Below are 21,571 nucleotides of genomic sequence, written 5' to 3' on the forward strand. Positions count from 1 at the left end.
TCAAAACTTAACGCGACATTGCTTGTGAGATAACTCACACTGCCTGCCGTACCACCCCTTGTTCCCGCCTCGGCCACATCCCGGCTGCCCCCTTCGCCTGTTGCGTCCGGCCATTCGTGGCAGGCGGCAGCCATTGCCGTCAGCCTTGCATGCGAGTCCGGCGCGATGGCCGATGCACCACACTGAAGGATGCGAATAGATGGCAAATATGAAAATCGGCACGCGCCTGCGCTGCTCCTTTGCGTTGTTGACCTTGCTGCTGCTGGCGACCGCCGCGCTGGGCATGCTGCGTCTGTCGAGCCTGGAACAGCGCATGCGCGACGTGATCGATGATAAATATCCGAAAACCGTGCTGGCGAACGACATCATCAAGAATGTCAACATCATCGCGCGCTCCTCGCGCAACCTGCTCTTGATGAGCGAGCCGCAGCAGCTGGCGCAGGAGCGCGCCACCATCGCCCGGGCTGGCGCCGAAACGGAAAAGGAACTGGCGCAGCTGGACAAGGTGGTGCTGTCGCCACAGGGCCGCCAACTGATGGCGGCCGTGACCCAGGCGCGCGCCGCCTTCAACGGCGGGCGCGACAAGGTGCTGGCCCTGCTGGAAGAGGGCGCGCGCGACGAAGCGGCCAGTTTGCTGCTCGGCGCGGTGCGCGGCGAGCAGCTGCGCTACATGGCGGCGCTGGAAAACCTGATCACGCACCAGCATGAGCTGATGGAGGAGGCGGGCGCCCAGGTGGACGCGGAATACGCCACGGCGCGCAACATGATGCTGGCGCTGAGCGCGCTGGCCGTGCTGTTCTCGCTCGTCACCGCCTGGCTGGTCACGCGCAGCATCGTCAAGCCGCTGCTGCACGCATTGACAGTGGCGCAGACCGTGGCCGCAGGCGACCTGACATCGACTTTCGGTAGTCACGGCGGCGATGAAACGGGCAAGCTGCTCGACGCGCTGTGCATCATGAACGGCAACCTGCTCGAGATCGTGCAGCAGGTGCGCAGCGGCACGGACACCATCGCCACCGCATCGTCGCAGATCGCGGCCGGCAATATCGACTTGTCGTCGCGCACCGAGGAGCAGGCCAGCGCGCTCGAACAGACGGCGTCGGCCATGGAGGAACTGAGCTCCACCGTGCAGCAGAACGCGGACAATGCGCGCCATGCCAGCGTGCTGGCCATCGAGGCGGCGAACATCGCCGGCGCCGGCGGGCAGGCCGTGGGGCAGGTGATCCATACCATGGACGCCATCAGCGCGTCGTCGGCGCAGATTGCCGACATCATCGGCGTAATCGACATGCTAGCCTTCCAGACGAATATCCTGGCCCTGAATGCGGCCGTGGAAGCGGCGCGCGCGGGCGAGCAGGGGCGCGGCTTTGCCGTCGTGGCGACGGAAGTACGCAACCTGGCACAGCGCAGCGCGGCGGCGGCGCGCGATATCCGTGCCCTGATCGCCAATTCCACCCAGCAGGTTGACGCAGGCGCCGCCCTGGTCGCGCGGGCCGGCGCCACCATGCAGGACGTGGTGGCCGCCGTGGGCCGGGTCAGCCAGATGGTGGCCGACATCACGGCTGCCAGCGCCGAGCAAAGCACGGGCATCGGCCAGGTCAGCCAGGCGGTGCTGCAGATGGATGAAGTGACGCAGCAGAACGCCGCCCTGGTGGAGGAAGCGGCGGCGGCATCGCAATCGCTGGAAGGCGAGGCGGCAAAGCTGCTGCAGGTGGTCAGCGTGTTTCGCCTGCAGCAGGGGCCGGCGGTTCTGGCGGGTCGCCCTGCGCGGGCCGTGCCGCGCCTGCTGGCCTAGTGGCGCGCCTGGCAAGGTTCAGGCGCGGCCCGCGCGCGCGGGCGCTGCTGTGCTGTGCGCTGGCCGCCTGCCTGCCGCTGGGCATCTGGCTGGACGGCGCGCCATTGCGGCATGTAGCGCAGGTGGCGTTGATGTCGCTGGCGCTGGGCTGCGCCATGCTGTGGTGGGCGCGGCGCCGGTTGCTGCTGGGGCAAGGCGGCACAGCCCCCGCATCGGCGCGCAACAGCGAGCTGCAGGCGCGCCTGGACAGCGCCATCGTCGACGGCGAATTCTGCTTCCACTACCAAGGCAAGTTCGATACGGCGCAACTGCGCCTGGTCGGCCTGGAAGCGCTGCTGCGCTGGGATCATCCGCACCATGGCCTGATCTACCCGAACGCCTTCATCGGCCTGGCCGAGCAGACCGACGCCATCGCCGCACTGGGCAACTGGGGCATCGATGCCGCCTGCCGCCAGCTGGCGCAGTGGCGCGTGGCGGGCCTGCCTCTGGTGCCTGTCGCGGTGAATGTCTCTGCGCGCCAGCTGTGCCAGCCGCACTTGCCCGATTTTGTACTGCGCTGCCTGCAGCGGCACGCCATTCCTCCCGCCCTGCTGGAGCTGGAAGTGACGGAAAGCTGCTGCATCGACGACATGGCGCAGGCAACGCAGGTGCTATGCCGCCTGCGCGCGCTGGGCCTGGTCATTTCGCTCGACGACTATGGCACCGGTCATTCGGGATTGAGCCATGTCAGGATGCTGCCGATTCAAACCATCAAGATCGACCGCTGCTTCATCCGCGACCTGGGGAGCAGTGGCTGCGATGCTGTGATCGTCGCCTCGACGATTGCAATGGCGCGCGGCCTGGGCTTGCAGGTGCTGGCCGAGGGCGTGGAAAACGGCGAACAGCTGGCGCAGCTGCGGCGCCTGGGCTGCCCCCAGGTTCAGGGCTTTTACCTGCACCGCCCGGCACCTGCGGCCGACGTGGCCGCGCTGCTGGCCGCTGGCGCGCCGGCCTGCCGTGTAACAGCGCCGCAACATGGCGCCATGCGGCGTGGCGCGGATGCTCAGTAAAATATGGTCACTGCCAGCCGCATGCTTGACCACTTTCTCCCCCACGCAAGAATGATAAACAGTCCCGTCCCGGCCTATGTATTCGGTCCGTTTCGCCTTTTGCCGCTAGAACGCCTGCTGTTCGAGGGCGACCGCGCGCTGCGCCTGGGCAGCAGGGCCATGGACTTGCTGCTGGCCTTGCTGGAGCGCGCCGGCGACATCGTCGACAAGCATGAACTGGTGAACATCGTCTGGCCCCATGCCGTGGTGGATGACGCGACCTTGCGCGTGCACCTGGCGGCGCTGCGCAAGGCGCTCGGCGATGGCCGTGATGGCCAGCGCTACATCACCACCATCCCCGGGCGCGGCTACGGCTTCCTGGCGCCGCTGACACACACGGGCCGGCCGGAGTCCGGTACGGCTGGCGTGGAGCCGTGGCATAACCTGCCCGTCATGCTGACGCGCATGCTGGGCCGCGCCGAGGCGCTGCAAACGATGTCCAACCAGTTGCTGCAATTGCGCCTGCTGTGCATTGCCGGCCCCGGTGGCATCGGCAAGACCACCTTGGCCGTCGTCCTGGCCATGCGCGTGCTGCGCCGCTATGCCGACGGCGTGTGTTTCGTCGACCTGTCTCCGCTGGACGAAGGCCGCCTGGTGCCGCTGGCGCTGGCCACGGCGCTGGGAGTGGCGGTGCCGGCCGGCGACGCCATGCCGGCCCTGTTGGCCTACCTGCGCCCGCGCCACATGCTGATCGTGCTCGATAACTGCGAGCACGTGATCGGCGCGGCCGCCACGCTGGCCGATGCCTTGCTCAAGGGCGCACCGCTGCTGCACGTGCTGGCCACCAGCCGCGAGCCGCTGCGCATCTCCAGCGAACAGTTGCTGCGCCTGCCCGCGCTGGAATTGCCGCCGGACGATGCCGTGCCCGATGTGACTGCGGCGCGCCATTTCGCGGCGGTGCAGCTGTTTTGCGAACGCTGCGCGGCCTTCGACGATGCCTTCATGCTGGCCGACGCCGATGTGCCTGTGGTGGTGGATATCTGCCGGCGGCTCGACGGCATCCCGCTGGCGCTGGAGCTCGCGGCCGGGCGCATCGGCCATTTCGGCTTGCACGAATTGCGCCGCCAGCTCGATGACCGCTTTCGCTTGCTGACGCGCGGCGCGCGCAACATGCCCTTGCGTCACCAGACTCTGCGCGCCACCCTGGACTGGAGCTACGGCTTGCTCGATGCGCAGGAGCGTCAGGTGCTGCAGGCGCTGAGCGTGTTCAGGAGCCGGTTCCGCCTGGAGTCGGCCAGCGCCGTGGTGGGCTGCGAGGTTTTCGACACGGTGGCCGACCTGGCGGCCAAGTCCCTCGTCAGCATCGAATTTTTCCGCCAGCACGTGTATTACCGGCTGCTCGACACCACGCGCGCCTACGCTGCGGCCCAGCTGTCGGCGAGCGGGGGCGCGGGCGCCGTGCTGCTGCGCCATGCACGCCATTGCCTGGGCCTGGCCGGACGCATCGCCGCCGACTGGGAAAGCATGGCCCCGGAGCACTGGAGCGCGCGCTACGGCCGCCATGTCGATGACCTGCGCGCAGCCATCGACTGGGCCTTCGGCGAGGACGGTGACGTGGCGCTGGGCGTGGCCCTGACCCTGGCGGCGCAAACCCTGTTCTATCAGCTGTCGCTGATGGATGAATACCGCGTGCGCGTCGAGCGGGCGCTAGAATGCATGGCCACGCATGCGATGGAGGATCCCGACAGCGAGATGCAGCTGCATGCCTCGCTGGCGCACCTGCTGCTGCATACGCAGGGCGTCACCGGCACCATGCTGCGTTCCTTCCAGCGCGGCTATGCGCTGGCCATGCGCACGGACGACGACAACCGCCGCGCCGAGGCGATTTGCGGCATGTGGATCTGCAGCCTGAAGATGGCCGATTTCCAGGGCGCCGACAATTACGTGGTCCAGCTTACCGCCCTGTGCGCAGCGCGCGACGACACGGCGATGCGGCTGGTGCTGGCGCGCATGCGCTCGGCGGGCGAGTATTTGCGGGGGCGCTACGCGCAGTCGGCGGCACTGGCGCGCATGGTGCTGGCGCACCCCGAGGGCGCCGGCCAGCTTGGCTTCAACAATGCCTTGCTGGCCGATCACCAGGTCTGCCTGCGCGGCACGCTGGCGCGCTGCCTGTGGATGCAGGGCCGTCCCGACGATGCGCTGGCGCTGGCGCGCGAGGCGGTGACGGTGGGATTCGAGCACAATCGTGTCACACTGTGCGTGGCGCTGGCCATCAATGCCATCCCCGTCGCCCTGTGGTGCGGGCAGCGGGGACTGGCGCATGCCTGGACTTGCCTGCTGTGCGAGCATGCTGCCCGATATGGCCTGCTGTACTGGAGCGCCTGGGGTGCCGCCTACCAGCGCCTGCTCGATGCGGGCGAGGCGATGACGGAGTTTCCCTGGCCCTCGGTGCGCAGCTGGCCTATACAAATCGATTTGATGGCCACCCTGCACGACGCCGCCGCCGATAGCCAGGCGCTGCGGCGCGCGCGCATGGGTGTGGCGCCGTGGAGTGCGCCGGAAGTGCTGCGCCGCGATGCGCACCACCGCTGGCGGGCGCTGGCGCAAGGCGATGCGCTCGGCCTGGAAACCGTACGGGTGCAGCTGGAAGAGGCGTTGCAACTGGCCAGAGGCCAGCAGGCGCCAGGCTGGGAACTGCGCTGCGCCACCAGCCTGGCGACCGTGCTGCTGGTGCAAGGACGCCGCGCCGCCGCGCACGCCGTTCTGGCCCCTGTCCATGCCGGCTACCGGCAGGGGCGCGAAACCACGGACGTGATGGCGGCTGCGGCTTTGCTGGTGCAGCTTGCCTGATGGCTATTCGTAGGCGCCCAGCCGGCGCTGTTCTTCCGGCGTGAAGCTGGCGTCGCGCAGCTGCTGCAGGGCTGCCGCATCCTGCGCGCCGCCGGGCAGGCTGGCCAGCTGCGCCTTCTGCGCCTGATAGGCGATGATGCGCTGCTGCCACTGTGATTCCTCGCGGTCCAGTTCCGCCAGGCGCGCCGCCGCTGCCGGCGTGAAGGTGCTGGCGCGCAGGCGATAGACTTCATTCTCGCCGGCGCCCTGTGCCCGCAGGGTTTTGACGGAGGCGTCCAGTTGGGCCACCTGCAGCGGGGCATCGCGCGCGGCGCGCTGGGCCGGCGACATTTTTTGATCCAGCGCCGCCAATTGCGCCTGGCGCTGTGCTTCGTCCAGGCCCGCATCGCCCAGGATGGCCATGCGTGCCACGGCATCGTCGTCATACGCATCGCTGGCACCGAACAGCCCCGCGCTTTCCTCGGGCGTAAAATAATTGCCGCGCAGCGCGCGCATCGCCTGCAGGCGTGCGCGCGCCGCCAGGGCCGCATCGGCTTGCGCCGGCAAGGCTTGTTCCGCGCCAGCCAGCGCCTGTTTGTAGGCCAGCCAGGCATCCAGCAGGCGCTTGGCTTCGCGGGCGGGGACGGGCGCCAGGCGCTTGTCCAGTTCCGCCTCGATCTGGCTGCGGATGGCCGCCAGCGGTTTTTCACCGAGCCCCGCCAGGTAGTAGTCGAACAGGTGGCCCAGTTCCGCGTCGACCACCAGCTTGTCGCCGGCGGCCACCGTCACGTTGCCGTCGGGCCGCGTGCCTTGCATCGAGCGCACGAACGCGAACAGGTCCGCTTCCGGCTTTTCCTGTGGCGGGGCGGGCGGCTCGCCCGGGCGCAGCACCAGGTACAGGGCCAGGGCTGCCAGGCTGCCGCCGATGATCCATTTCGCGTGCATGCGCATCTCCTTACAGTCCCAGGCCTTGCAGGCGGTTGGCTTGCTGGCGGAAGACGGTGACGGGGTTCGTTTCGAACAGGTTGACGATGCCGACGAACTGGTTGACTTCATCGAGGTGGTTCATGGCGTAGTCGTCGCGGATCACCTTGCCCAGGTGGCTGGAGCAGCTGCTGACCAGGCCATCGTTCTTGACGCCGCCGAAGGCCAGGCTGATGGCCGCCAGGGCAGGGTCGCCCACGTCGAGCAGATTCGTATACGGTTGCGCGCCGCTCCACGAAAAGTAGTACACGCCTTGCACCTGGTAGGCGCCTTCACCGCAGGCGGTGGTCGGGATGCCTTGCGGGTGTCGGCTGTTGAAGGCCAGTGAGCCGGCCGTGGACAGGGAGGTCAGCGAGGCGCCCGCGTTTTGCGGCAGTCCCTTGTTGCCCGACAAAATGCCGATCAGGGAGGCGAGTGCATTGCCCAGCGCGCCGCTGGTGTTGGGAATGGCGCCGCTGAGGATATCTGCCACCCTGGAACCCTTGTTGACGCCGGCCACGCTGGTGACGGATGCCACCAGGTCGGGCCGCACGGAAGCGACATAGCGGGCCGTGGGGCCGCCGTGGCTATGGCCGATCAAATTGACTTTGCTTGCCCCCGTGGCGGCGAGGATTTGCCGCACCTGCGACAGTAGCTGCTCGCCGCGCACTTCCGTGCTGTTGGCGGCCGACACGGTGGTCACATACACTTGCGCACCGCCGCTGCGCAGGGCGGCGGGGACGCCATAAAAATATTCGACGGGACCGAGCTTGTCGAAGCCGAACAGTCCGTGCACCAGCACGATCGGGTACTTCGTTTGCGTGTAGCCGGCGGCGCTGGCGCTGCCGGGCAGGATGGCGAGGGAAAGCAGAAGGGTGGATAGCAGTTGCCAAAAGCGAGTCTTCATTTTGTCTCCGTTATGTATTAATACTCGATTAATAGTGGAAATGTCGATGCTGTAGCGATTACCCGTGTGCTCCTTCACATTCTATCGATGCATTAAATATAGCGAGCGCTCGGTTTTTTGAATGTAACACCGCTGGATTTAAATTGCATGATGCAGCGCAATAACTGTGGGAATTTGGCGTTGCTTATGCACCCATTGCATAGTTGAAAAGTAAAATAGTTGTTTTCCTGAGCTATAATCGGCCCGGCATCAGCCGTCCCGCCGTCTTGCAATGCCGTGTCCAGGCATTGCATAGATATCGCTCTTACACCGCTACTTGGGAATGCACTTGTCGACCCATTTTAATTTTGAACAGTTTCAGCAGATGACGCCTTTAAATGGCGAAAACATCTGGGAATATATTCTTGACCGCCACGCGGAACGTATCGGCGTCAAGCGCCGCAAGCCGGCGCTGGAAAATCTCGAACGCATCTTCGTCGCCACCTTCCGTCTGGCCAATGACGTGGGCTTCCGCGCCATGAGCTTGCGCGACCTGTGCCGCGAGACCGGGCTGTCGATGGGCGGCCTGTATGGCTACATCACCAGCAAGGATCAACTGGCCGAAATGATCGAGGACGTGGTGCGCCACGCCACGCAAGCCTTGCCGCTGCTGTTTGCGGACGTGAAGTCGCCGCTGGACCGGCTCGAGGCGATGATACGCTCGTCGATCTACCTGTCCGAAGTGCTGCAGCCGTGGTTTTATTTTGTCTTCATGGATTCGCGCGTGCTGCAGGTAGAGCAGCGCAGCATGGCGAAGAATTCGGAACTGTATGTGCAGACGCTGATCGCCGCCACCATCGGGGAAATCGAGCCGGAGCCGCAGGGCGACCCCACCTTGCTGGCCGCCCACTGCCTGGCCCTGTTCCAGGACTGGTACGTGAAGCGCTGGAAGTACCGCGCGGCGAAGGTCAATGTCGACGATTTTGCCGATAGCGTCGTCAGTACGGTGCGCGGGTATCTGAGCATGGTCAAGACGTAGGTGAGGTAGGTCGGATTAGCGTCGCGTAATCCGACACGCGCGGACGGCGGCTCATGTCGGGTTACGCCGTGCCGGCTAACCCGACCTACGGGTTCATCAGTTCGTGGTTTCTATGGGTAGCGTCTCCGGCACTGCCGCCGGGTCCGTCGGCGTCTCCACATCCATATCCAGCGTCTTGACGCCATTCATGTCGATGAACTCGTCGTATAGCCACTCGCCATCGACCTGGCTCAGGCCTGCCGGCACGGCGCGCGTCAATTGTGGACGCGTGGAGAGCGCGGTGCGCATGTAGTCGATCCAGATCGGCATGGCCAGGGTCGAGCCGAATTCGCGTTCGCCCAGCGATTTCGGCTCGTCATAGCCCATCCACGCCACGGCCACGATGCCACCGCCGTAGCCGGCGAACCAGCCGTCGACGGCGTCGCTGGTGGTGCCCGTCTTGCCGGCGATGTCGCTGCGCCCCAGTTTTTTCGTCGCCGCCGCGCCCGTCCCGGTGCGGGCCACTTCGCGCAGCATGCTGTCCATGACGAAGGCGTTGCGCGGGTCCAGTGCCAGGGTCTTGTCGTCGTTCGGGACAGGCGGTTTGGTTTGCATCAATACCGTGCCCTTGGCGTCGACGATGCGGTCAATCAGATACGGCTCCACCTGGTGGCCGCCATTGGCGAACAGGGCGTAGGCGCCCGCCATCTGCACGGGAGTGACGGAACCCGTACCCAGCGCCATGGTGAGATTGCTGGGTTGGCGGGCCGGGTCGAAGCCGAATTTTTCCAGGAAATCGTGCGTGTATGACACGCCCAGCGCGCGCAGGATGCGCACCGAGGCCACGTTCTTCGATTGCGCCAGCGCGTAGCGCATGGTGATGGGGCCGTCGAACTTGAAGTCGTCGTTCTGCGGCGCCCACACCTTGCCGCCCGCCTGCATTTCCAGTGGCACGTCGTTGATCAGGGTGGCCGGCGAAAAGCCTTTTTCCAGCGCCGCCGAATACACGAAGGGCTTCATGCCCGAACCGGGCTGGCGCCAGGCCTGCGTGACGTGGTTGAACTTCTGCAGGTTGTAGTCGAAGCCGCCCACCATGGCGTGGTAGGCGCCCGTGTCCGCGTCCAGCGAGACGAAGGCGGCGGCCACCAGCGGCACTTGCGTGATGGACCAATGGCCTTTGCCGTCCCTGGTGATGCGGATGATGGCGCCCGGGCGCAGCTTGATGCCTGCGCTCGCCTTGGCCGACAGCGCGGGGGCGGCAAAGCGCAAGCCTTCGCCCGTGATGGCCTTGGCGTCGCCGTCGCCCGTGTCGGCCACCACCTTGCCGCTGCCGACTTCCGTGACGACGGCGGCGATCAAACCGTCGCTGTCCGGGCGTTTTTGCAGTGCAGCATCGATGGCGTCGTCGCGCTGCTCGGGGTCAGCCGGCATGTCGATGAAGGTTTCCGGGCCGCGGTAGCCGTGGCGCTGGTCGTAGGCGATGACGTTGCGGCGCGTCGAGGCGTAAGCCGCGTCCTGGTCTGCTTTCAGGATGGTCGTGTAGACGCTGATGCCCTTGGTATAGCTGTCTTCCTTGAACTGCGCGTACACGGCCTGGCGCGCCAGTTCGGCCACGTATTCGGCGTGCGTATCAAAACCCTGCTTGCCGCGGCTGTTGATATGCAGGGGCTGCGCCAGCGCCTGCTGGTACTGGCCCTCGCTGATGTAATCGAGTTCGCGCATGCGTTTCAGCACCAGTTGCTGGCGCGCGTGCGCCTTCTTCGGGTTGCTGATCGGGTTGTGGCGCGAGGGGTTTTGTGGCAAGCCGGCCAGCATGGCCATTTCGGCGATCGACAGTTCGGACAAAGGCTTGCCGAAATACGTCTGCGCCGCGCTGCCGAAGCCGAACGAGCGCTGGCCCAGGTACATCTGGTTCATGTACAGCTCGAGAATCTGTTCTTTCGACAGGGCCGCTTCGATCTTCAGGGCCAGCATGATTTCATTGAGCTTGCGCGAGGCGACTTTTTCGCGCGTCAGGAAGAAGTTACGCGCCACCTGCATGGTGATGGTGGAGCCGCCGCCGTGGCCGAAGCCGTGGCGCAGGTTCGACAGCACGGCGCCGCCGGCGCGCACGAAGTCGATGCCGTGGTGTTCGTAGAAGCGGCTGTCCTCGATGGCCAGCAGGGCTTTATTCATCATTTCCGGCACTTGCGCAATCGGCACGAAGTCGCGGTGTTCTTCGCCGAATTCGCCGATCAGCACATTGTCGGCCGTGTACACGCGCAGCGGTATCTTCGGCTGGTAGTCGGTGATGACGCCCAGCTCGGGCAGGCGGGGGCGCACGTACAGGAACAGGTAGGCGGCCAGCAGCACGGCGGCGGCCAGCGCGGCGCAGCCGGCGATGATGAAGCCGCGCATGGTGGCGCGGCGGGAAGGCCAGGGGAATCCTGATCGTTTGGCAGTCAAGGCAGTCTCACAGTAGCGTGCAAGGCACGGTGGCAGCGATTATAGACCAATGCGCCGGCGCTTCCTGTGCGGCCGGGGCGCAGGGACGGGGAGCAAAAAACCTTTTCATCGAAACGTGGCTGTGCGATAGTCTCGGCTTCAAGCAAATAGCCCGGGCGTCAATCCGGGCTGTTTATTTTATACAATTAAGGATTTATTTATGGCAAAAGATGCAATGCCGAGCGCCGTGAAGCCGTATATTCCGGCCGATGCGAAGCTGCCCGAGATGACCTTCCGCGCGCTGTTCATGGGCGTCATCCTGGGGATGGTCTTTGGCGCTTCCTCGCTCTACCTGGTGCTGAAAGTGGGCCTGACTGTCAGCGCCTCGATCCCCGTCGCCGTGATCGCCATCACCCTGTTCGGCCTGGCCAAGAAGGTGGGCGGCAAGGATTCGTCAATCCTGGAAAACAGCATCACGCAAACGGCCGGTTCGGCCGGCGAATCGCTGGCCTTCGGCCTGGGCGTGACCATGCCCGCCATCCTGATCCTCGGCTTCGACCTGGAAATCTCGCGCGTCATGCTGGTCGGTATCCTCGGTGGCCTGCTGGGCATCCTGATGATGATCCCCATGCGCCGCACCATGATCGTCGACCAGCACAAGGAACTCAAATTCCCCGAAGGCACGGCTTGCGCCGAAGTGCTGAAGGCGGCCGCCACGGAAGAATCGCGCATCGCCGCCGGCGAAAGCATCGAGAAGGATTCGGCTGCCGCGCTGGACGCCAAGCGCCGCGCCAAGATCATCTTCGGCGGTTTCGCCGTCGGCTTGCTGTACAAGGTCTTCAATATCTCGTTCAAGGGCTGGAAGGACACGCCGGGCGTGGAATTTGCCGCGCCGCTGAAGGGCGGCTCCATCGGCGCCGAGATTTCGCCTGAGTTGCTGGGCGTGGGCTACATCATCGGCCCGCGCATCGCCGCCACCATGGCGGCCGGTGGCGTGCTGTCTTACCTGCTCCTGATCCCGATGATCAAGTTCTTTGGCGACAGCCTGACCACCGTGCTCTCGCCGGGTACCAAGTTGATCAGCGAAATGGGCGCCGACGACGTGCGCAGCGCCTATGTGCTGTATATCGGCGCGGGCGCCGTGGCCGCCGGCGGCCTGATTTCCCTGGTGCGCGCCATGCCCATGATCTGGCGCAGCCTGTCGGCTGGCCTGAGAGGCATCGGTAAGGGCGTCAAGAGCAATTCCACCTTGCGCACCGACCAGGACATCCCCCTGAAATGGGTCATCATCGGCTGTCTGTCCATCATCGCCGTGATCACCTTCGCCACGCCGCTGCACATGAATTTCCTCGGTGCGCTGCTGATCCTCGTCTTCGGCTTCCTGTTCGCCACCGTGTCTTCGCGCCTGACGGGCGAAATCGGCTCCTCGTCGAACCCGATCTCCGGCATGGCCGTGGCCACCTTGCTGTTTACCTGTCTGATCTTCCTCCTCATGGGCTGGACGGGCGGGCGTTACTATGTGACGGCCCTGTCGGTGGGCGCCATCGTGTGCATCGCCGCAAGCAATGCCGGCACCACGTCGCAGGATTTGAAAACCGGCTACCTGGTGGGCGCCACGCCGCGCCTGCAGCAGTATGCGATTCTGGCGGGCGCGCTGTCGTCCGCCCTGATTCTCGGTCCGATTTTGCTGAAACTGAACGAGGCGAGCACCGTCTACGTGCCGGCCGCGCAAGTAGCGCCTGGCCTGACGGTGGACGCGTCGAAGCTGACCGTGACGGGCGAGCTGCATGGCCCGCAAGCCGACACTGACCACAATACGTATAAAGTCTGGCAAAAGACGGACACCGTGGGCGGCCCGGCCGGCAAATATTTTGTCAAGGAAGATGGCCAGCTGGCTTACCTGGTCGACCCGGGCATCAATGGCCATTACAGCAAGCGTCCGGATGGCTCGGAAGTGAAAAAATATGATGCGCCGAAAGCCGTGCTGATGTCCTACATCATCAAGGGCATCCTCGACCAGCAACTGCCGTGGACCCTGGTGCTGTTCGGCGTGATGATCGCCGTGGTGCTGGAAATGGCCGGCATCCCGTCGCTGGCATTTTCCGTGGGCGTGTACCTGCCGCTGTCATCGACCTTGCCGATCTTCGTCGGTGGCCTGGTGCGCTGGCTGGCGGACCGCCGCAACAACAAGCTGGAACACAACGCGAAACTGAACGAGGAAGAGCGCCAGCTGGCGGGCGACCGCAGTTCGGGCGTGCTGCTGGCGTCCGGCTACATCGCCGGCGGCGCGCTGGCCGGCATCATCATTGCGATTACAGCCGGCGTGCTGACGCACTTCGACCAGATGATGGCCGACTGGGCCGAGCACGGCAACCCGTTTTATGCGGGCCTGCATTCGGACGCGCTGTCACTGCTGCCGTATGCGCTCATCATCGTGCTGCTGTACGTCGTCGCAAGAGAGAAAAAGGCGGACAGCCCGCAGGCGTGATGCTGTAGCCTATCCAATGAAAACCGCCCGGTGTCATAACGACCCGGGCGGTTTTTTTATGGGTGCGCATGACGGCGATGCGCCGTTGCTGCGTCGCTGCCGAAGGAATTGACGCATAATGAATACTTTACCAACGTCGACGAGGCCCGCCATGAACAGCGTCACGCTTGAATACACTGTCGTCACGAATCCCGACTCCTTTGTCGGCTTCAAGTATTACGTCAAGGCGGGGCAGGCATTCGATGCCGACGATTTCGCCTATTCCTACAAGCTGAACCGGTCTGACCTGGACCCCGACAGCGTGCTGGCCACCCGCGAGGCAGCGGCCAAGCTGCAGCCGGGCGAGTGGCTGACGGTGTCGCATTCGATTGCGGCGTAGCGGTCAAGCCAGTTTTTTCTACTTTCACTTTTTCGGCCCGCCAGGGTTTTGTGCGTGAATCTTTCAGCATTTCCTGATATCTCTATTGTTCCAACCCTGGCGCAACACGCCGAAGCCCTTGCTGAACTGGTGGGGCATAACCGTGAGCACCTGCACGCCTTCCTGCCCGCCGTGGTGCATTTGGCGTGCGTCGACGATGCCCGGGAGTATCTGTGCGCCGCTGCCGCGCGCGCCGCCAGCGGTGGCGTTCTGGAATGGCATATTTTTTCCGGCACGGCCTTATGCGGCAGCATCCGCTTGAAAGAGATCGATACAGCGGACCGCAAGGCCAGCATCGGCTATTACGTCGGACGGCAGTTCCAGGGCAGGGGCATCGCCAGCGCGGCGGTACGCGCCGTCCTGGCGCATGCGTTTGGCATGCTGCAATTGAATCGCATCGCGTTGCAATGCGCGGCCGGCAATCACGCCAGCATGGCGCTGGCCGGGCGGCTGGGATTTGCCCACGAAGGCGTGTTGCGGCAGGCGGAATGGTTAAACGGCGTGTTTGTCGACCTGCATGTCTACGCTTTGCTGCAGGCTGACTTCAGGCCGGATTGAGCCGCCTGCGCTGGCCGCGGCAGCCACTGATCTTGCCGAGTCGCTCACTTCTGCCTATAATTGAGAATAATTCTCATTAATTTTGTGCTATTCGCCAGACCCGCCGCTCCATGTCCGCCGACCACGTCTCCCTGCATGATTTCGATGACATCGCCATTCTGTATCGCCAGCATCACGGTTGGCTGCGTGGCTGGTTGCAGCGCAAGGTGGGCAACGCCTTCGACGCGGCCGACCTGGCACAGGCCACCTTCCTGCGCGTGCTCGCGCCACAAGGCATGCAAGGCGTGCAGGAGCCGCGCGCGTATCTGACGACGATCGCCCGCAACCTGCTGATCAACCATGTGCGCCGGCGCGCCATCGAGCAGGCCTACCTCGATGCCCTTGCCCTGATGCCGGAACCGGTGGCGCCGCCTCCCGAGGTGCGTCTGATGTTCCTGGAACGGCTGGTGGAGCTGGACCGGCGCCTGGCCGCGCTGCCTGGGCAGGCCCGCCAAGCTTTCCTGCTGGTGCAGCTCGACGGCATGGGGCAGCAGGAGGTCGCCGCCGAGCTGGGAATTTCCCTGTCCACCGTCAAGCGCCATCTGGCCAGGGCGGCCCTGCGCTGCTTTTTCCCGGAGCAGCACGATGGATGAAGAGTTACAGCTTCCGCTGGGCAGCTTGGTTGCTGCCGCACGCGTGGCGCCCGCCGTGGCGCGGCGGGCCGTGCAGTGGTGGCTGGCGCTGCAGGGCGGTGACGCCACTGCCGCACAACTCGATGCCTGGCAGCGCTGGCGCGCCGAGGACGCCGAACATGAACTGGCCTGGCAGCGCATCGAGGCGGTCAGCGGCCAGCTGGCGGGCATTCCGCCGCCGTTGGCCAGCGCCGCTCTGGCCGCGCCTGCAGGCGCACAGCGGCGCCGCGCGGTGCGCCTGCTGACGGCGCTGGTGGTTGCGGGCGGCAGCGCCGCTCTTTTGCGCCAGGCACCCGTCTGGCAGTCGTGGAATGCCGATGCCAGCACGGCCACGGGCGAGCGGCGCAGCTTGCGCCTGCCGGACGGCGGCACGCTGGTGCTCAATACGGACAGCGCCATCAAACTGCGCTACGACGCCAGCGCGCGCACGGTGCAGCTGCTGCGCGGCGAGGTACTGCTGCAGACGGTGCCCGACGCGCAGCGGCGGCCCTTCCTCGTGCACACCGCCGATGGCACGGCGCGGGCGCTGGGCACGCGTTTTATCGTGCGTCTGCGCGACGGTTTCGTGCAGGTCGGCGTGCTGGAAGGGGCTGTCGAGCTGCGGCCTGCGGCGGCCCATGGCCAGGCACGCGTGCTGCAGGCGGGCGAGGAGGGCAGTTTTACCCGCGACGGCTTGGGCGCGGCGCATGCGCTTGATGCCGGCGCGGGCGCCTGGGTTGACGGCATGCTGGTCGCCGCGCACATGCGCCTGGACGCCTTCCTGCTGGAGTTGTCGCGCCACCGGCGCGGCCATCTGGCATGCGACCCGGCGCTGGCGTATCTGCTGGTGTCGGGCGCCTATCCGCTGGCCGATACCGACAGGGCGCTACTGGCGCTGGTGGAGGCCTTGCCCGTAGAGCTGCATTATCTGACGCGCTTCTGGGTCACGCTGCGGCCGCGCGCCACGAAAAAATAAACTGAAAATACATGGACTGTTTTTGTACGCTGCCTTGTCAAGGGAAGTGAGGGCACAGGTTTTGGCCCGTTCCACCCATCCCATGATACGAAGGTATGCCATGAACGATCGCAGCACATTCCTCCCATCCACGCGCAGCCGGCTACCGGGCCTGCTGGCAATGAAGCCGCTCGCCCACCTGGTGCATGCCTTGTGCCTGGGCGCCGTGGCCAGCCTGGCCGGCGCGCCGGCGCAGGCACAGACAGCCGTACAGGCCGAGGCCCTGCGCCACTACGCCATCCCGGCCGGGCCGCTGGAAGCGACGCTGAACCGGCTGGGGCGTGAAGCGGGCTTGCTGATCGCCTTTGGGTCGGCCACGACGGAAGGATTGCGCAGCCGTGGCGTCAGCGGCAGCTATGCGGTGGACGATGCGCTCGCTCGCGTGCTGGCCGGCACCGGGCTGGATGCCGTGCGTACGGACGGTGGCGGCTATGCGCTGCGCGCCGCCACCGCGTCCGCTACTGGCGCAGCGGCCGATGGCGTGCAGACGATGGCGCCCGTGACCGTCAGCGCGCAGGCGGAAGAGGAAAACCCCTGGGGCAAGGTCAGCGGCTATGTGGCGCGGCGCGGCAGTACCGCCACGAAGACCGACGCTTCCTTGCTGGAAGTGCCGCAATCGGTATCCGTCATCACGCGCGATCGCATGGATGACCAGGGCGTGCGTACCCTGAACGACGCGATTCAGTACACGGCCGGCTTGCGCAGCAACACGGCAGGCGCCAATCCTGCCGACGACAGCCTGGCGGTGCGCGGCTTCAGCCAGTTCTCGGGCGCGTTCTACCTCGATGGCATGCGCCTGATGCCCATGGGGACGCTGGGCTTCTTCGGTGTGGAACCATACGGTGCCGAGCGGGTGGAAGTGCTGAAGGGGCCTTCGTCCGTGTTATATGGCCAGAACGCACCGGGCGGCATCGTCAATTTCGTCGCCAAGCGCCCCGCGGCGGACCAGCTGAACCAGGTCGAATTATCGCTCGGCAGCTACGCGCGCAAGCAACTGGCCCTCGACGTGGGCGGCAAGCTGGCGGACGATGGCAGCCTGCAGTACCGCCTGGTGGGGCTGGCGCGCAATGCGGACCAGCAGATCGATGACATGAGGGATGACCGCTACTATCTGGCGCCTAGCCTGACGTGGACGCCGAGCGCCCGCACCAGCATCACCTTGCTGGGCTTTGTCCAGAAGAATCGCGCCATGCAATCGTCGAACGTGCAGTGGGAGGCCCTGAACGGCAGCAATCCCAACGGCCGCTTGCCGCTGACGCGTTTCCTGGGGGAGCCCGGCTTCGACCGTGAGGAAACGCGCGTCGCTTCGGCGGGCTACGCGGCGCGCCACACCTTCGACAACGGATGGACAGTCAGGCAGAACTTTCGCTACCTGCACGCGGATAACCATGAACAGTACATGTTTCGTTACGGCAATTTGATCGACAAGGTGATCACCAACCGCGAGATCGATACGCGCGACGGCAAGGGCAGCGTGTACTCGCTCGATACCAGCGTGACGGGTCATGTGGCGACAGGTGCGCTGCGCCATGAGGTGGTTGCCGGCATCGATTACAGCCGCAGCAATACTTCGTTCAGCTCGTATATTGCCGACGGTCCGCAGATCGATATCTACCGCCCCGTCTACGGCAGTCCGCTGAACCTGGCGGCGCTGGCACCCGATGCCCTGCGCCGCGAGCATAACCGGCTGTTGGGGGCGTATTTGCAAGACCGCATGCAGTACCGCAGCTGGGTCTTCACCGTGGGCGGGCGCCAGGACTGGACGCGCCAGGAGCAGCTCAATCTGCTGGTATCGCCTTCGACCACGACTTTGCGCAAGCCCAGGGCATTCACTGGGCGCGCTGGCATCACTTATCTGGCGGCGAACGGCCTGGCGCCTTACGCCAGTTACAGCGAATCGTTCTCGCCCGTCTCCGGCGCGGACCGCCTGGACCGTCCATTCGCGCCGGAAACGGCCCGGCAAGTGGAAGTCGGCGTGAAGTACGCGCCTGGCGCGCATCTTTCCGTGACCGCAGCTGCATTTGAACTGCGCCGCCAGAATGTGCTGACGACGGACCCGGATGACCCGAACTTTTCGATCCAGCAGGGAGAAGTGCGCTCGCGCGGCATCGAACTGGAAGTGGCGGCACAGCCGAGCAGCCAGCTGAAACTGCTGGCGTCCCTGACCTACAATCCCCTGAAAGTGACTAAGGCGTTTCCGGACAGGTGGGGCTCGAACGTGCAGGGCAAGTCGCCATTTGAAGTACCCAGGCAGATGGCCTCGGCCTGGGCCGATTACGCCTTTGCCGGCGGCTTGCGCGGCCTGTCGGCCGGCGCTGGCGTGCGCCATGTCGGTGCCAGCTGGGGCGATGCGGAGAACACTTTCCAGGTGCCGGCGTTCACCCTGGCCGACCTGTCGCTGCGCTATGACCTGGGGCAGGCCCGCAGCGTCTGGCGCGGCGTGAGCGTCAGCATGACGGTCAAGAACCTGTTCGACAAATACCATGTCGCCTCGTGTTTCTCGGCGCGGGCCTGTAATTATGGCGAGCAGCGCAATGTCGGCCTGCGCCTGGCCTACCTCTGGTAGCGCGAGGCCTTACGCTGGATCAAACCAGGCCCGCAGTTCTTCCTCGGCGCGTTGCGCCGAGTTTGCGGTCAAGGTCAGCACGATGATTTTTTCCCGCGCCGGGCGCTGTCCATCGCTGCAGGCCAGCTCGATGGCTTGCTCGAAGCTCGTGTAGTCATGGCCGAATTCGCGCGGGCAATGCTGAACGATGCGCGCCGCCTTGCCAGCGGCCCGGTCCGCCAGGTTGACGATGGGATTGCCGTCATTAAACGGCTGGCCATTGGCAAACGCGGTGCGCAGATACGGCGCGCATAGACCGTTGAGGAAGGCAAGGCGTGCCTGCCAGTACGCTTGCGCCGCCGCATACGCGGCCGGGTCATCGAGAAAATCGGCAAACAGGAAGTCGTTCATCTTGCTTGCTTCGGCTAGATGCCGAACACTTTCAATAGGGCGTCCGTGAAACCCTCGAACCAGCTGCCCACCTTGCCCGGCTGCTTGCCGTGGCGCGGGGTTTCTTCGTACAGGTAGACGCCGTTGTCGCCGTCGAAGCGGTCGTTGAGCAGGGCCTGCTGGCCGCGCAGGTAGGGGATGAAGGTTTCGCTGCGCAGGGTCGAATACAGCACGTCGGTGCTAAAACCCAGGGTGGCGGACTGGCTGATACTGCGGCCCTGGCCTGCCCGCTCCATCCGCACGCCGCGGCAGCCTCGCACGATCAGGGTGACGGGGCCGCGAAAGACGATGAAGCGCAGTTGCAAGGTGAGCCAGGCGTGCAGGCTGCCCAGGCGCCAGTGGCTCGATATCGCCAGCGGCTGGCCCGAGTCGCAGATCAAACCCACCAGGCCCCGCGGCTGGAACACGAGCGCGCTGCCGGCAGGCAGGTGGACGATGGCGATTTCCAGCAGCGGGTCGTCGCTGGCGGAAATCGTCACGGACGCTGGCGCGTCGCTGTGCAAACGGGTCAGCGCCACCATGCCGGCGGCCAGGCTGGTGAACGGGAAGCGCCAGTCCAGCAGCCACTGCGTGCGCTTGGTGCTGCTGACGGGCGACGATTGCAGGTATGCCGGGTGGATCAGCATCTGCTGGCCAGGTCCGAGTTGCAGCGCCTGCGAGACGGCGGAAATGCGGGACTGGCCATCGGGCGGCAGGGGGAGAGTAGTGGCTGTCACGTTCAGCGCGTGCCCGATGGACAATGGTTTCAGGCGCGAAGCCAATGGCGCCAGCACGAAGTAAAAGAAGGCCTTGATCGCTAGCGGCAGCAGGATGGCCGACAGCACCAGCAGGGCGGCCGTGGGCACCACGTCCATGACGGGGCCGCGCCAGCGGGCGATCCAGTTGCGCGCCAGCTGTGCTTCTCCTGCCGTCATTGCCGCCCGCACGGGCGCCAGTGCGCCGGCCAGCGCGCTGTCGTCAATGGCGAAGGGCGCGGGGCGGGCCGCATCGTTGGTGCGCGCCCGCTGCGCCAGCCAGGCCCGATACGCTTGCAGGTTGACCTCGCGCAAGCGCTGGCCCTCGGCTTCGAGGCGTGCCAGCTGCGCGTAGGTGTCGCTGCCGGGCAGGCGCGCGGCCACGGGGTGCTGCGCTTCCAGTTCGCGGCGCTGGCGCACATTATTTTGCAGCGCGGCATATGCGTCGACATGTTCCGCATGCAGGCGCGCCAGGGTATGCCGCGCATCCTCGCCGTTCAGGGCCGCCTGAAGCGCGGTCAAATAGTGTTCTTCCTGCGCCAGCACCTCGATTTCCACGCGGCGCGTGGCTTCTTCCCGTGCGTGCATGGCCAAGGTGCTCGTGTCGGGCAGGGGAAGGGTAAACAGCGACGGCTGCTGTTGCGCGCGCAGCTGGCGCAATTGCGCTTGTACTTGCGCCAGGCGGGCGTCGATGGCCGTTTGTGAGGTTGTTTGCAGGGCGTTGACCCTGGCCATAGCGGCATCCGCCAGGCCGGCGCCATGATGATCGGCGCCGCTGGCGGCCAGCCTGAGCGCGGTGACGGCCCCGCTGGCGGCGCTGTAGGCGCGCCATTCGGCCAGCAGCAAGCGCCCGGCCAGCAGGATGACGATAAAGAGCGCGAACTGCAGCGCGTGGCGCAGCAGGAAACGCAACAGGGCCGTCAGCAGCTGGCGCAAGGAGGCGTCGCTTTAGCCTTGGCCAGCCGCGCTATCGGCGTCGGCACAGCATTTTTTATATTTTTTACCGCTGCCGCAGTGGCACGGGTCGTTGCGGCCCGTTTTCGGTACGTCGCGCAAGACCGTCGCGCCGGACTGGCTTTGCACCTGGCTTTTCAGGTGGCGCTGGCGCGCCCAGGCGGCATTGATGGCAATGACAGCGGGAATCACGCCATCCATGGCCGTTTCGGCCGCCTCGTCGTCGAGCTCGCTGGCCGTGGCCAGGTGCTGGAAGGGCGCCAGGTATTGCGGGTGGCTGACGGCCAGGGCCGCCCACTGGGGCTTGTCCAGACTGGTGCCAAGCAGGAAGCCTGCGCACCAGGCGGGCACGCTCCATTCGGGGCCGCAGACGTAGATGGGCTCGAAGCTGTCCGGGTCCTTCGTCAGCCATTCGACCATGTAGGCGTGGTGGCGCAGCGCCAGGCTGGCTGCCCGTTCGCTGGCCTCGTCCGGCGCGGGCGCGGCGCTGCCCGCCGCCTTGTCCCAGACCCAGGGCAACCATTGCTCAACGGTAATTTGTTTCGGGCTCAGGGCGACGGCCGTGAGGAAACCTTCCAGCATCGACACGTCCATGGCGGCGTCGGCCAGGGCGGGCGCGGCCAGCAGGGTGTCGAGTTCGGCGTATTCGTCGTCGGAGAGGGGCGTGGTGGTGGAGATGCTGGACATGGGATTCTTTATCGGGGTTGGTCGGGTGGCCGCTGGCCATGGCAGTATTGTACCGCCAGGCCAGGGTGAAACGGCTGGCGGAATGAAAAACGGCGACCCGCAGGCCGCCGTTTTGAGCTAGTACAAGAC

Annotated in this window: 16 protein-coding genes; 10 read left to right on the plus strand and 6 right to left on the minus strand. The window is 65.5% G+C overall.

Features of this window, described 5'->3' with window-relative positions; translation table 11 throughout:
- The first annotated feature begins 199 nt into the window (after window positions 1-199).
- The 3 genes from ACQ4WZ_RS06225 (at window position 200) to ACQ4WZ_RS06235 (ending at window position 5,673) form a co-directional block, all read left to right on the plus strand.
- Complete coding sequence (locus ACQ4WZ_RS06225; protein WP_436572832.1) at window positions 200-1,795, plus strand: methyl-accepting chemotaxis protein; 1,596 nt, start codon at window positions 200-202, stop codon at window positions 1,793-1,795.
- Window positions 1,795-2,844 (plus strand): putative bifunctional diguanylate cyclase/phosphodiesterase, encoded by a 1,050-nt coding sequence (locus tag ACQ4WZ_RS06230; protein ID WP_436572833.1) that lies wholly within the window; start codon window positions 1,795-1,797, stop codon window positions 2,842-2,844. Before ACQ4WZ_RS06225 ends, ACQ4WZ_RS06230 begins: the two co-directional genes overlap by 1 nt.
- 99 nt (window positions 2,845-2,943) lie before the next feature.
- A complete protein-coding gene (locus tag ACQ4WZ_RS06235) occupies window positions 2,944-5,673 on the plus strand; it encodes an ATP-binding protein (RefSeq protein WP_436572834.1) in 2,730 nt (909 codons plus the stop codon).
- 3 nt (window positions 5,674-5,676) lie between these two features.
- On the opposite strand, the gene ACQ4WZ_RS06240 is transcribed toward ACQ4WZ_RS06235, so the two are convergent.
- Together ACQ4WZ_RS06240 and ACQ4WZ_RS06245 are read right to left on the minus strand one after the other, a co-directional pair.
- Complete coding sequence (locus ACQ4WZ_RS06240) at window positions 5,677-6,597, minus strand: lipase secretion chaperone (RefSeq protein ID WP_436572835.1); 921 nt, start codon at window positions 6,595-6,597, stop codon at window positions 5,677-5,679.
- A 10-nt stretch (window positions 6,598-6,607) separates the two neighbouring features.
- Entirely contained in the window at window positions 6,608-7,522 is a 915-nt protein-coding gene (locus tag ACQ4WZ_RS06245; RefSeq protein WP_436572836.1) for a lipase family alpha/beta hydrolase, read from the minus strand.
- Window positions 7,523-7,886: 364 nt separating this feature from the next.
- On the opposite strand from ACQ4WZ_RS06245, the gene ACQ4WZ_RS06250 reads away from it, so the two are divergent.
- Window positions 7,887-8,540: a TetR/AcrR family transcriptional regulator gene (locus ACQ4WZ_RS06250; RefSeq protein WP_243858032.1), complete on the plus strand. Its 654-nt coding sequence runs from the start codon at window positions 7,887-7,889 to the stop codon at window positions 8,538-8,540.
- Window positions 8,541-8,636: 96 nt separating this feature from the next.
- On the opposite strand, the gene ACQ4WZ_RS06255 is transcribed toward ACQ4WZ_RS06250, so the two are convergent.
- Complete coding sequence (locus ACQ4WZ_RS06255) at window positions 8,637-10,916, minus strand: penicillin-binding protein 1A (RefSeq protein WP_436573861.1); 2,280 nt, start codon at window positions 10,914-10,916, stop codon at window positions 8,637-8,639.
- A gap of 247 nt (window positions 10,917-11,163) precedes the next feature.
- Here ACQ4WZ_RS06255 and ACQ4WZ_RS06260 point away from each other — a divergent pair, with 247 nt between their 5' ends.
- The 6 genes from ACQ4WZ_RS06260 to ACQ4WZ_RS06285 all read left to right on the plus strand — a co-directional run bounded on the left by ACQ4WZ_RS06260 (window position 11,164) and on the right by ACQ4WZ_RS06285 (window position 18,638).
- Complete coding sequence (locus tag ACQ4WZ_RS06260; RefSeq protein WP_243858033.1) at window positions 11,164-13,431, plus strand: OPT family oligopeptide transporter; 2,268 nt, start codon at window positions 11,164-11,166, stop codon at window positions 13,429-13,431.
- Between the two features lie 118 nt (window positions 13,432-13,549).
- A complete protein-coding gene (locus tag ACQ4WZ_RS06265) occupies window positions 13,550-13,810 on the plus strand; it encodes a hypothetical protein (protein ID WP_436572837.1) in 261 nt (86 codons plus the stop codon).
- Between the two features lie 54 nt (window positions 13,811-13,864).
- Complete coding sequence (locus ACQ4WZ_RS06270) at window positions 13,865-14,407, plus strand: GNAT family N-acetyltransferase (RefSeq protein WP_436572838.1); 543 nt, start codon at window positions 13,865-13,867, stop codon at window positions 14,405-14,407.
- 110 nt (window positions 14,408-14,517) lie between these two features.
- Complete coding sequence (locus ACQ4WZ_RS06275; protein ID WP_101481707.1) at window positions 14,518-15,039, plus strand: sigma-70 family RNA polymerase sigma factor; 522 nt, start codon at window positions 14,518-14,520, stop codon at window positions 15,037-15,039.
- Complete coding sequence (locus ACQ4WZ_RS06280; RefSeq protein WP_436572839.1) at window positions 15,032-16,033, plus strand: FecR domain-containing protein; 1,002 nt, start codon at window positions 15,032-15,034, stop codon at window positions 16,031-16,033. The genes ACQ4WZ_RS06275 and ACQ4WZ_RS06280 overlap by 8 nt, the downstream gene beginning before the upstream one ends.
- A gap of 100 nt (window positions 16,034-16,133) precedes the next feature.
- Window positions 16,134-18,638: a TonB-dependent siderophore receptor gene (locus ACQ4WZ_RS06285; RefSeq protein ID WP_436572840.1), complete on the plus strand. Its 2,505-nt coding sequence runs from the start codon at window positions 16,134-16,136 to the stop codon at window positions 18,636-18,638.
- 9 nt (window positions 18,639-18,647) lie between these two features.
- Here ACQ4WZ_RS06285 and ACQ4WZ_RS06290 read toward each other — a convergent pair whose 3' ends face one another.
- From ACQ4WZ_RS06290 to ACQ4WZ_RS06300, 3 genes are read right to left on the minus strand one after another with little or no spacing between them, the layout of a single operon-like run.
- The gene (locus ACQ4WZ_RS06290; protein ID WP_133990761.1) at window positions 18,648-19,028 is read right to left on the minus strand and encodes a hypothetical protein; all 381 of its coding nucleotides are present in this window, start codon (window positions 19,026-19,028) and stop codon (window positions 18,648-18,650) included.
- Between the two features lie 14 nt (window positions 19,029-19,042).
- Complete coding sequence (locus ACQ4WZ_RS06295) at window positions 19,043-20,737, minus strand: hypothetical protein (protein WP_436572841.1); 1,695 nt, start codon at window positions 20,735-20,737, stop codon at window positions 19,043-19,045.
- Between the two features lie 12 nt (window positions 20,738-20,749).
- Complete coding sequence (locus ACQ4WZ_RS06300; protein WP_101481702.1) at window positions 20,750-21,442, minus strand: UPF0149 family protein; 693 nt, start codon at window positions 21,440-21,442, stop codon at window positions 20,750-20,752.
- Window positions 21,443-21,571 lie beyond the last annotated feature (129 nt).

The sequence above is a fragment of the Janthinobacterium darwini genome (assembly GCF_051380905.1).
GTDB lineage: Bacteria > Pseudomonadota > Gammaproteobacteria > Burkholderiales > Burkholderiaceae_D > Janthinobacterium.

Excerpts from the sequence above, each read along its gene's own strand:
- ACQ4WZ_RS06225 (WP_436572832.1), top strand. The coding sequence starts at position 200 with ATGGCAAATATGAAAATCGGCACGCGCCTGCGCTGCTCCTTTGCGTTG.
- ACQ4WZ_RS06240 (WP_436572835.1), bottom strand. The coding sequence starts at position 6,597 with ATGCACGCGAAATGGATCATCGGCGGCAGCCTGGCAGCCCTGGCCCTG.
- ACQ4WZ_RS06245 (WP_436572836.1), bottom strand. The coding sequence starts at position 7,522 with ATGAAGACTCGCTTTTGGCAACTGCTATCCACCCTTCTGCTTTCCCTC.
- ACQ4WZ_RS06250 (WP_243858032.1), top strand. The coding sequence starts at position 7,887 with ATGACGCCTTTAAATGGCGAAAACATCTGGGAATATATTCTTGACCGC.
- ACQ4WZ_RS06255 (WP_436573861.1), bottom strand. The coding sequence starts at position 10,916 with ATGCGCGGCTTCATCATCGCCGGCTGCGCCGCGCTGGCCGCCGCCGTG.
- ACQ4WZ_RS06260 (WP_243858033.1), top strand. The coding sequence starts at position 11,164 with ATGGCAAAAGATGCAATGCCGAGCGCCGTGAAGCCGTATATTCCGGCC.
- ACQ4WZ_RS06265 (WP_436572837.1), top strand. The coding sequence starts at position 13,550 with ATGAATACTTTACCAACGTCGACGAGGCCCGCCATGAACAGCGTCACG.
- ACQ4WZ_RS06275 (WP_101481707.1), top strand. The coding sequence starts at position 14,518 with ATGTCCGCCGACCACGTCTCCCTGCATGATTTCGATGACATCGCCATT.
- ACQ4WZ_RS06280 (WP_436572839.1), top strand. The coding sequence starts at position 15,032 with ATGGATGAAGAGTTACAGCTTCCGCTGGGCAGCTTGGTTGCTGCCGCA.
- ACQ4WZ_RS06285 (WP_436572840.1), top strand. The coding sequence starts at position 16,134 with ATGAACGATCGCAGCACATTCCTCCCATCCACGCGCAGCCGGCTACCG.
- ACQ4WZ_RS06290 (WP_133990761.1), bottom strand. The coding sequence starts at position 19,028 with ATGAACGACTTCCTGTTTGCCGATTTTCTCGATGACCCGGCCGCGTAT.
- ACQ4WZ_RS06300 (WP_101481702.1), bottom strand. The coding sequence starts at position 21,442 with ATGTCCAGCATCTCCACCACCACGCCCCTCTCCGACGACGAATACGCC.